At 65.2% G+C, this 10,232-nt stretch carries 9 protein-coding genes; 7 read left to right on the top strand and 2 right to left on the bottom strand.

Annotated features, from left to right (window positions below; all coding sequences use genetic code 11):
• From U5A58_RS14680 to U5A58_RS14665, 4 genes are all read left to right on the top strand, one after another.
• Nucleotides 1-337: electron transfer flavoprotein subunit alpha/FixB family protein (locus U5A58_RS14680; RefSeq protein WP_321961934.1), on the top strand; the 337-nt coding region annotated here is incomplete at its 5' end.
• Nucleotides 338-540: 203 nt separating this feature from the next.
• Nucleotides 541-864, top strand: coding sequence for a DUF485 domain-containing protein (locus U5A58_RS14675; RefSeq protein ID WP_321961933.1), 324 nt, complete (start codon nucleotides 541-543; stop codon nucleotides 862-864).
• On the top strand, nucleotides 861-2,552 hold the full coding sequence (locus U5A58_RS14670) for a cation acetate symporter (RefSeq protein ID WP_321961932.1): 1,692 nt from the start codon (nucleotides 861-863) through the stop codon (nucleotides 2,550-2,552). The genes U5A58_RS14675 and U5A58_RS14670 overlap by 4 nt, the downstream gene beginning before the upstream one ends.
• A 261-nt stretch (nucleotides 2,553-2,813) precedes the next feature.
• Entirely contained in the window at nucleotides 2,814-4,904 is a 2,091-nt protein-coding gene (locus U5A58_RS14665; protein ID WP_321961931.1) for a VTT domain-containing protein, read from the top strand.
• Nucleotides 4,905-4,920: 16 nt separating this feature from the next.
• Here U5A58_RS14665 and U5A58_RS14660 read toward each other — a convergent pair whose 3' ends face one another.
• Nucleotides 4,921-5,193, bottom strand: coding sequence for a hypothetical protein (locus tag U5A58_RS14660; protein ID WP_321911344.1), 273 nt, complete (start codon nucleotides 5,191-5,193; stop codon nucleotides 4,921-4,923).
• Between the two features lie 145 nt (nucleotides 5,194-5,338).
• Between U5A58_RS14660 and U5A58_RS14655 the strand changes: the two genes are divergently transcribed.
• Together U5A58_RS14655 and U5A58_RS14650 are read left to right on the top strand one after the other, a co-directional pair.
• On the top strand, nucleotides 5,339-6,424 hold the full coding sequence (locus U5A58_RS14655; RefSeq protein WP_321961930.1) for a Dyp-type peroxidase: 1,086 nt from the start codon (nucleotides 5,339-5,341) through the stop codon (nucleotides 6,422-6,424).
• Nucleotides 6,417-7,217: a family 1 encapsulin nanocompartment shell protein gene (locus U5A58_RS14650; RefSeq protein WP_158759270.1), complete on the top strand. Its 801-nt coding sequence runs from the start codon at nucleotides 6,417-6,419 to the stop codon at nucleotides 7,215-7,217. The genes U5A58_RS14655 and U5A58_RS14650 overlap by 8 nt, the downstream gene beginning before the upstream one ends.
• Nucleotides 7,218-7,308: 91 nt before the next feature.
• On the opposite strand, the gene U5A58_RS14645 is transcribed toward U5A58_RS14650, so the two are convergent.
• Nucleotides 7,309-9,570, bottom strand: coding sequence for a TonB-dependent siderophore receptor (locus U5A58_RS14645; protein ID WP_321961929.1), 2,262 nt, complete (start codon nucleotides 9,568-9,570; stop codon nucleotides 7,309-7,311).
• Nucleotides 9,571-9,828: 258 nt separating this feature from the next.
• Here U5A58_RS14645 and U5A58_RS14640 point away from each other — a divergent pair, with 258 nt between their 5' ends.
• The gene (locus U5A58_RS14640) at nucleotides 9,829-10,149 is read left to right on the top strand and encodes a pyrimidine/purine nucleoside phosphorylase (protein ID WP_254337311.1); all 321 of its coding nucleotides are present in this window, start codon (nucleotides 9,829-9,831) and stop codon (nucleotides 10,147-10,149) included.
• Nucleotides 10,150-10,232 lie beyond the last annotated feature (83 nt).

The raw sequence follows: 10,232 nt of genomic DNA, 5'->3' as shown, positions 1-10,232 counted from the left end.
CGGCCGGGGTCTCGGCAGCGGCGAGAACTACACGAAGGTGCTGGAGCCGCTCGCCGACAAGCTCAACGCAGCGCTCGGCGCCTCGCGTGCTGCAGTTGACGCTGGCTATGTGCCGAACGACTACCAGGTCGGTCAGACGGGCAAGATCGTCGCACCGCAACTGTACGTGGCAGTCGGCATCTCGGGCGCGATCCAGCATCTGGCCGGCATGAAGGACTCGAAGGTCATCGTCGCGATCAACAAGGACGAAGAAGCGCCGATCTTCAGCGTGGCCGACTACGGCCTCGTGGGCGACCTGTTCACGGTCGTGCCGGAGTTGGCGAGCACGCTCGCCTGACGACGCAGCTACCGCAAGAAGCGGCAACGACAAGCCGCCAAACGCGCACCCGCCGCGGCGCCCACAAGCGCCGTGGTCATTCGATAGAAACGACAACCAGACCCGCCGCAAACGGCGTCATGCACCCGCCGAAGGCAGCACGGGGCATGCGCGCTTGCCGCAACGAGACGGCACTGGTTGCATGACGTGGAACCGGAGACACCATGACTACACCCTCGATCGAAACGATCAAGGCGCATCCCGAATACCGGCGGCTGATTGCCGTGCGCCGGCGCTTCAGCTTCACGCTGACCGCGCTCATGATCGCCATCTACTACGGCTTCATCCTGGTCGTCGCGCTCGCGCCGCATCAGCTCGCGCATCCGCTCTATGCAAGCGCCACCACCAGCGTCGGTATTGCCGTCGGCGTGAGCATCATCCTGTGCGCCGTCGCGCTCACCGGTTTCTACGTGCTGCGCGCCAACCGCCGCTTCGATCCGGCCATGCGCGCGCTCATCGCGAAGCTTCATGACGAGGTGCCTGCATGAAGCTAGCCCGCCTTCTCCCCGCACTCGCACTCGCGGCCGCCAGCAGCTTCGCCCGCGCAAACGTGCCGACTGCCGCGGCAGCGCCCATGCCCGCGCCCCAGCACAACCCGGTAGCCATCGGCATGTTTGTGCTTTTCGTTCTCGTGACGCTCGGCATCACGCAGTGGGCCGCGCGCCGCACGCGCACCGCGCACGACTTCTACACGGGCGGCGGCGGCATCAGCGGCTTGCAGAACGGCCTGGCGATTGCGGGCGACTACATGTCCGCGGCTTCGTTCCTCGGCCTCTCGGGCATGGTGTTCATCTTCGGATTCGACGGACTCATCTATTCGATCGGCTTTCTCGTCGGCTGGCCGTTCGTGATGTTTCTGATCGCCGAGCCGCTGCGCAATCTCGGCAAGTTCACGTTCGCCGATGTGGTCGCCTATCGCTTCGAGCAAGGCCCGATCCGCCTGATCACCTCGGCCAATTCGTTGATGGTCGTGATCTTCTATCTGGTCGTGCAGATGGTGGGCGCGGGCAAGCTCATCGAACTGCTGTTTGGGCTCGACTACTGGATCGCCGAAATCGTCGTGGGCGTGCTGATGGTGATCTACGTGTTCTTCGGCGGCATGAAAGCCACGACGTGGGTGCAGCTGATCAAGGCGGCGCTGCTGCTGTGCGGCGCGACGTTCATGGCGGTGCTCGCGCTTGCGCACTTCGGCTTCAGCGCGAACGAGATGTTCCGCCAGGCCGTCAACGTGCACCCGGGCGCCCTGAGCATCATGGCACCGGGCAAGCTGATTCGCGATCCGCTGAACGCGCTCTCGCTCGGTATCGCGCTGATGTTCGGCACGGCAGGCTTTCCGCATATCCTGATGCGCTTTTTCACGGTGCCCAACGCGAAAGAGGCGCGCAAGTCGGTGTTCTATGCCACGGGCTTCATCGGCTACTTCTACCTGCTCACGTTCGTGATCGGCTTCTCGGCGATCGCGCTGCTCGCCCAGCATCCCGAGTTCTTCCGCGTCGACGCGGCGGGCCACTTCAATCTCACGACCGACCTGCTCGGCGGTTCGAACATGGTGGCCGTGAAGCTCGCCCAGGCGGTGGGCGGCAACCTGTTCTACGGCTTCATCGCGGCGGTCACGTTCGCGACGATCCTCGCCGTGGTGGCAGGCCTCACGCTCTCGGGCGCAACCACGGTCTCGCACGATCTCTACGCAAGCTGGCTCGCGCGCGGACGCAAGAACGAGCATCGCGAGATGCGCATCTCGCGCGTCGCGACACTCGTACTCAGTGCAATTGCAATCGGCCTCGGCATCCTCTTCGAGCACGCGAACGTGGCATTCCTCGTGGGTCTCGTCGCGGCCGTGGCGGCCAGCGCCAACTTCCCGATGCTCGTCATGTCGATCTTCTGGAGCGGCATGACCACGCGCGGCGCGGTTGCAGGCGGTGCGCTCGGGCTTGTCTCGTCGGTACTGCTCACGGTCTTCTCGAAGTCGGTGTGGGTCGACGTGCTCCATCACGCCCACGCACCCGTGTTCCTCGACAATCCCGCGATCGTTTCTGTGCCGCTCGCGTTCTTCGGTATCTGGGCAGTCTCGCGCCTCGACGCCGCTGCGCGCGCCCGCAAGGAACGCGAGGCGTTCGCCGCGCAGGAATTCTACGGTCAGACCGGACTCCTGCCGATGGAAGCCGTGAAGCACTGAGGCACTGAGGCGCTAAATCGCCTGATCGCGCAACGAAACGGGCAACGTGATGCGCGAGTCCCGCGCCCCGCAGCGTATGCATCACGCACGCTGCGGGGCGCTTTTTTTTGGCCTTCATAGCGGCGTGCGCGGCGCGCCAACACCACGGCGCACGCGCAATTGCGGCGCCGGTTATAGTGCGCATGGGACGCGGCGCGCAACCGGGCGCACCGCGCGCCGCCCGATCAACCGCCGCCACGCCCGTACCCAGCCGTCCCGCCGATGGAGCACGCCTACGATCATCTGCTGCACCTGCTCGCCGCGCACGCTACGTGGACGCTTGCCTTTGTCGTGGTCGCCGCTTTCCTCGAATCGCTCGCGTTCATCGGCACGTTCGTTCCCGGCAGCACGGCGATGTTCATTGCAGGCGCGTTTGCAGCTACGGGCACGATCAACCTCGGCTGGCTCTTCGTTTGCGCCATAGTGGGCGCCGTGGCCGGCGACGGCGTGAGCTTCTGGATCGGCCACCGCTACCGCGGCTCGCTTGGCCAGATGTGGCCGTTCAGCCGCCACCCCGGCATTCTCGAACGCGCGCAGGCCTACTTCGTGAGCCACGGCACACGCAGCGTGATCCTCGCGCGCTTCATCGCACCGCTGCGCGCCGTGGTGCCGATCGTCGCGGGCATGGCCGGTATGAAGCCCATGCGCTTCTTCATGATGAACGTGATCTCTGCGCTCATCTGGGCGCCCGCGCATATCGTGCCGGGCGTGGTGTTCGGCGCCTCGCTCCAGCTCGCGGGCGCGGTGTCGTTCCGGCTCGTGGTCGTGATCGGCATCGTTGCGCTCGCGATCTGGCTCATCTGGCGCTTCGTGCGCATGCTGCTCCTGCACATCGACAACTGGGCCGGCGCGTCGCGGCGCAGCGCGGCGCAGTGGGCGGCGCAGCATCCCGGGCGCGCCTCGAAGCGTCTCGCCCGCCTGCTCGATCCGGCGCAGCCCGCGCTCGGCCCCGTGATCGTGATCACGGGCCTCGTGCCGGTTTGCGCGGCCGTGTTTTCCTATGTGCTCGGCAACGTGCTGCGCGGCGAGCCGCTCGTGCAGCTCGACCAGTCCGTGCGCCAGTTCCTGCAGTCGATCCACACCACATGGGCCGACGCGACGCTCGCGCGCGTCGAAACACTCGGCAGCACCTGGACGCTGGCGGCGCTCATCGCGACGATGGCCGTGTGGATGGTGCTGGAGCGGCGCTGGCGCACCATCGCTTACTGGATGATTGCGGCGGCCGTTTCGCAGTTGCTCATCCTCATGCTGCGCTTCGTGATCCACCATACGGCAACGGGCGGCGGCCAGGCCATCGAAGCCTACGTATTCCCAAGCGACCGCGTGGCGTCGATGGTGATCGTCTACGGCTTCGTGATGTTCCTGCTCGTGCGCCGCGCGAGCATGCTGGAGGCCGCGCTCGTCGCCGCGCTCGGCAACGCGATTGTCGTGTCCGTGGCGTTCGCGGGGCTCTACTTCGACCGTTTCCTGTTCTCGGACGCCATCGGCGGCGCAGCCTTCGCCGCGATCTGGGTGGCGATCGTCGTGCTCACCTCGCTTTGGCGCTACCCCAAGCGGCCACCGCAACGTCCGTATGTGCCACCCATCGTGCTCATCGTGCTGGTCGGCGCCGTTCTCCTGCAGACGGTGCCGTCAGTGCGCCCACCCGCGCCGCCTACGACCGCCACGGCGGCGGCGCCCGTCGTCATCACGCAATTGCAGTGGAGCGACTCGCTGTGGAGGACGTTTGCGTGCTATCGCTTCGACATGAAAGGCGCGCGCCGCGAGCCGATGACGATCCAGTGGGCCGCAAGCGCGGACGACCTGCGCACGGCGCTGCGCGACGCAGGCTGGGCCGAAGGCCCGCAGATCTCGTTGCGAAGCGTGCTATCGCTCGTTGCGCCGAACGTGGACGTGATGTCGCTGCCGCTGCTGCCGAAGCTGAACAACGGCCTGCCCTCGCCACTCGTGTTCGCCCGCGCGCGCCTGACCGACGGGAATGACGCCAGAGACGAAAAGCTCGCGCCGGGCAGCCACCGGGACGTGCTGCGCTTCTGGCCTTCGGGCTACGCGCTCGCGCCGCGGCATGCTGGAAGCAACAATGGCAACGGCAACGCAGACGCAGGGGAACTCACGCCAATCTGGGTCGGCTCGCTCGTGCACGAGCGACTGCGCCGCGGTTCCTGGCCGTTCAACGTCGTCACGAGCTACCTCGACGACGCCTCGGACCTCAGCGCCCCCGGCCAGCCGGCCGGCTGGCGCACGCTCGCGCTGCCGGGCGAAGCGGGTTGCGAGGGGCGGCCCGTGAAGCTGATCGTGCAGGGCGGCCGCTGAAAGGCAAATTGAAAGCTCAGGCGGTGCTCTCGCCCCAGCTTCCCGTGGCATGGAAGCGGTCGATGCGCTTGCGGGCGTCGGCGTAGGCGGCGTCGAGCGCGGCGTCGGACCCGGTGTAATTGCGCATCATGTCGTGAAAGCGCACGCTGCGTCCTTCGACATGAGCGTCCGCGCCGTGGCGGCAAATGTAGCCGCTGTAGTGGAACAGCGGCTCGGGCGAGCGCGGCCCGAACGCCGGAATCGGCAGCACCCAGATCTCGAAGCCTTCATGCTCGGTGTGGTCCCACATGGTGTGTCTCCTGTCCCATGCCTAACATGCCAATTATCGTCGCACGGCACCCCTCTCGCCTGCAAACGGCCTTTTTCCGCGAGTTTGGCTAAACTATGCGGGCGCAGCAGAACTCAAACCCGATTCCCAAGCGATACCCCACATCATGACGCCGGCCTCTCTCACGCAGGAACCGCAGTCCGTCTCCAGCGCCGTCACGCGCAACGCCTTCTTCATCGTGGCCACCGTCAACGAAGACGCAGCAAGCCGCGCCACCGTGCGCGCCTGGTGCGCCGACGTCGCCAACCTCGTGCGCGCGGTGGGCAAACGCGTGCCCGCTGGCAATCTCTCGTGCGTGGTGGGCTTTTCGTCCGACGCATGGGACAAGCTGTTCGGCGAACCGCGCCCGGCCAACCTGCACCCGTTCCGCGAATTCGGCACTGGCGAGCGCAAGGCGATCGCCACGCCAGGTGACATTCTGTTGCATATTCGCGCCGACGAAACCGACCTGTGCTTCGAGCTCGCCACCCAGCTCATGACGCGCCTGGAAGGCGCGGTCACGACCGTGGACGAAGTGCACGGCTTTCGCAACTTCGACATGCGCGCGATGATCGGCTTCGTCGACGGCACCGAAAATCCCACGGGCAACGAAGCCATCCATTTCACCGTGATCGGCGAAAGCGACGACTCCGAATTCTGCGGCGGCAGCTACGTGCTCGTGCAGAAGTACCTGCACGACATGAAAGGCTGGAACGCGCTTTCCGTGGAGGCCCAGGAGCACATCATCGGGCGCACCAAGCTCCAGGACATCGAACTGGACGAAGCCGTGAAGCCGAGCTGGTCGCACAGTTCGCTCACCACGCTCGAAGACAACGCGGGCAACGAGATCAAGATCCTGCGCGACAACATGCCGTTCGGGCGGCCCGGTTCGGCCGAATTCGGCACCTACTTCATCGGCTATGCGCGCTCGCCCGAGCCGATCGAACAGATGCTCGAAAACATGTTCGTCGGCTTGCCGCCCGGCAACTACGACCGGCTGCTCGACTTCAGCCGCGCCGTCACGGGCGGCCTGTTCTTCGTGCCTTCGCAACCGTTGCTCGAAGCGCTCGCCGAAGTCGATCCGGGCGCCGCGCCCACCATCGAAGTGAGCGCCGCCACGTCATCAGAAACAGAATCCGGGCCTGCCGCCGCGCCGAGCGCGGACGGCTCGCTCGCCATCGGATCCCTCAAAGGAGCACCCCGGTATGAATAACCTCCATCGCGAGCTGGCGCCCATTTCCACGGCCGCGTGGTCGCAAATCGAAGAAGAAGTCGCGCGCACCTTCAAGCGCTCGCTCGCGGGCCGCCGCGTCGTGGACGTCGAGGGCCCCGGCGGCCCGGCGCTCGCGGCAATCGGCACCGGCCACCAGAACGGCATTGAAGCGCCACTGGAAGGCATCCGCGCGCGCCAGCGCGAAGTGAAGGCGATCGTGGAATTGCGCGTGCCGTTCGAACTCTCGCGCGACGCCATCGACGACGTGGAGCGCGGCGCCGAAGACTCCGACTGGCAACCGGCCAAGGAAGCGGCCACGCGCCTCGCGTTCGCGGAAGACCGCGCGATCTTCGACGGCTACACGGCCGCGCAGATCACGGGCATTCGCGAAGGCTCGTCGAACCCGATCCTGCCGTTGCCGGCCGATATCGCCGACTACCCCACGGTCATCGCCAAGGCGCTCGAACAGTTGCGTCTGCAAGGCGTGGACGGCCCGTACACCGTGCTGCTCGGCTCCGATGCCTACACGGCGGTGAGCGAAGCGAGCGATCAGGGCTATCCGGTTCTCGAGCACATTCGCCGTCTCGTGAACGGCGAGATCATCTGGGCGCCGGCCATCGAAGGCGGCGCGATCCTCAGCACGCGTGGCGGCGATTTCGCGCTCCACCTCGGGCAGGATGTGTCGATCGGGTATTCGTCGCATGACGACAAGAGCGTGAAGCTTTATCTGCAAGAGAGCTTTACGTTCTTGATGCTGACTTCCGAGGCTTCGGTGGCGGTGAAGCCGGAATAAGGCCACGCTGATTCCCTTAAGCCACGAAAAAGGGGCGCTCCGTTACGAGCGCCCCTTTTTTCATGCCTTGCCGCTAGTGCTCAATGAACGATCACTGATAGAAGTTCACGGTCACGACTGCTGAGCGGCCCGGCGCCCAGGTTGCATAAATCGGGTACGCGCTCTGGTAGTACTCCTTGTCGAAGATGTTGTTCACGTTGAGCTGCAGATCGATCTTCTTCGACACGCGCCACGTAGCCGAAGCATCGAAGCGCGCATAGCCCGGCGTCCATTTGCGCGAAGTCGCCGAAACCGATGCATACGTCAGGCTCGAAACCGTTGCGCCCGCACCCACCGTGAGCTTCGGCAGCACGTCATAGCTCGTCCACAGCGTGAAGTTGTGCTTGGGCACCATCACCATCGGCAGGCCAGAGAGTGCCGGGCTCGCCGGGCCGGCATCGGTCGTAATCGCGTCGAGGTACGAATAGCCGCCGAACACCGACCACTTGTTCGTCACGTTGCCCGCGAAACCGAACTCGAAACCGCGCACGCGCTGCGAGCCCGCGTTGATCGTGCCGCCCAGGCCGTCGCTCACGCGCGCGTTGGTCTTTTCGGTCTGGAACAACGCCGTGGTGAGCGAGAGGCGCTGATCGAGCACGTCCCACTTCGCGCCCACTTCGATATTGCGCGAGCGCTCGGGCGCGAGGTCCTTGTTGGTCGCCGTGATCTGGTCCGTGCCGCCGCCCAGGCCCGAATTCGAGCCCGGCGGATTTGCCGAAGTGCCGTACGACGTGTAAAGGCTCAAAGTCGGGATCGGCTTGAACACGAGGCCGAACTGGTAGCTGAAGAGATTCGACGTATTCGACAGATCGGCCACGCCCGCCTGCTGCGCGGTCACGTCATAGCGGTCGAAGCGCAAGCCCGCGTTGAAGATCCAGCGCTCGGAAAGCTGCACGCTGTCGAACATGTACGCCGAAGCGATATTCGTCTGCGTATGCGTGGCCGGTCCCGGGAAGCTCTTGTCGCCGTTCAGGACAATGCTGCCCGTCCACGGATTGTTCGGATTCCAGTTGTTGATCGACGCGCAGTTGTACGCAACCGAGCACGGACCGCCCGAGCGGATGTTGTTGCCCGCCGAGTCGGTCACGAGATAGCCCTCGTAGAGGTCTTGCTCGTGGCTGAATTCCACGCCCGCCGTGAACGTGTGGCGCATGCCGTAGAGGTCGAACTTGCCGGTCGCTTCCGTCTGGTTCGCGACGCTATTGGTCGCGTACTTGCCGCTCTTGGCCTGCAGGCTCAGGATGTTCGAGGTCGCGTTCGTCAGCTGCGGATTGGTCGCCACGTAGTCGAGCGTCGAGCGGCCGAACATCGTCGTGTTCTTGATCTTCCACGCGTCGTTGATGCGGTGCTCCACCTTCACTTCGCCCGTGTCGGTCTGGCCGTAACGGTAGTCGCGCGTGTTCAGGCCGTAGAACTGGCCGCGGTTGGACGACACCGGCGTGCCGCCCGTCGAGCGGAACGGCACGCTGAAGTCGGGCATGTCGTAGGTGTTCAGGTGGTAGTAGCTCACCGTGACCGTGGTCGGCGAGTTCAGGCCGAACGCGATCGAGGGCGCCACGCCCCAGCGCTTGCTGTACACGTCGGTGCGGCCCGCCTGGTCGGCGTCGTGGCCCATCGCGTTCAGGCGGAACGCGGTGGTGTCGTTGAGCGTCTGGTTCCAGTCGATGGTGGCGCGGCGGTAGCTATCGGTGCCGAGGCCCACGCTGCCGTTGATGAAGTTGTCGGCCTGCGGCGTTTTCGTCGTGATGTCGATGCTGCCGCCTACCGAGCCGCGCCCGGCATACACCGAGTCCGGGCCCTTGATGACGCTGATGTTCTGCACATCGAAGGTTTCGCGGTTCTGCACGCCCGAGTCGCGCATGCCGTCCACGAAGATCGAATTGCGCGACTCGAAGCCGCGAATCACAGGACGATCGGCGGAGGGGTTCGCCGCCGCGTCGCCGCCGAGGAAGGTGATGCCGGGCACCGTGCGCAGCGCGTCCTGGAACGTCGTGACGTTCTTTTCCTTGAGCACCTCTTCCGGAATCACCGTGACTGAGCGCGGCGTGTCGATGAGCGGCGCCGTGAACTTGTACGAATCGAGCGCCTTGGTCTGCATGTCGGAAGGCGCCGAAACGACCTTCACGGCGGGCAGCGTGCTTTCCGCGGCGGCGCTGGACGACGCCGGCGTAGCCGCGGCTGCGCTCGCGGCGGCGGCCGCGTCGGCGGCAGGCGCGGTTTGCGCGTGAACGAGAGGCGATGCGAAGAAACCGGAGCAATAGAGCGCAGCGACGGAAGCGATGGCGCGCATCCGCGTCGGGAAATGGACGAACATGAGTGAGCGAGTTGGTCAGCGAATTGTCGTTGTTACGAATGCGCATGATTCTCATTCGTTATTTCGATTGTAATAACTTGTTATATGTTTGTAAATATTCAATGAGAAATTCGTAGGCCGCGGCAAGCGCCCAGGTCCACGCAAGCCGCAGGAGCGAGCCCCCCGCCGCCCCCGACTGCCGGTATGATGGCGGCCTCACCGCGGACGACGCGTCGTCCCGGCGCCGGGTTCCATTCACGAAGACAGAGGAAGACCGCCATGACGGCAGCAGCACAATTCGACCAGGTTTCCGTAATCAAACGCGCCAATGTCTACTTCGACGGCAAGTGCGTTTCGCACACCGTGCTGTTCGCCGACGGCTCGCGCAAGACGCTCGGCGTGATCCTGCCGGGCACGCTGAACTTCGGCACCGACGCCGCCGAACTGATGGAAGTGCAGGCCGGCCAGTGCCGCATCCGCCTGGAAGGCACCGACGAGTGGAAGACCTACAGCGCCGGCGAGTCGTTCTCGGTGCCGGGCAAGAGCCGCTTCGACATCGACGTGATCGAGACGCTCGACTACGTTTGCAGCTACCTGTAAGCGCCTCGCCTGACCCGACGCCCGCCGCGCGACTCGCGGCGGGCGTTTTCGTTTTTTGGCGGCGTGCCGGGCGCGCTGAACGT

It is taken from the genome of Paraburkholderia sp. J7, from assembly GCF_905220155.1.
GTDB lineage: Bacteria > Pseudomonadota > Gammaproteobacteria > Burkholderiales > Burkholderiaceae > Paraburkholderia.
Note: the sequence above shows the minus strand (reverse complement) of the source record. Positions and strands in the feature narration are given on the sequence as shown.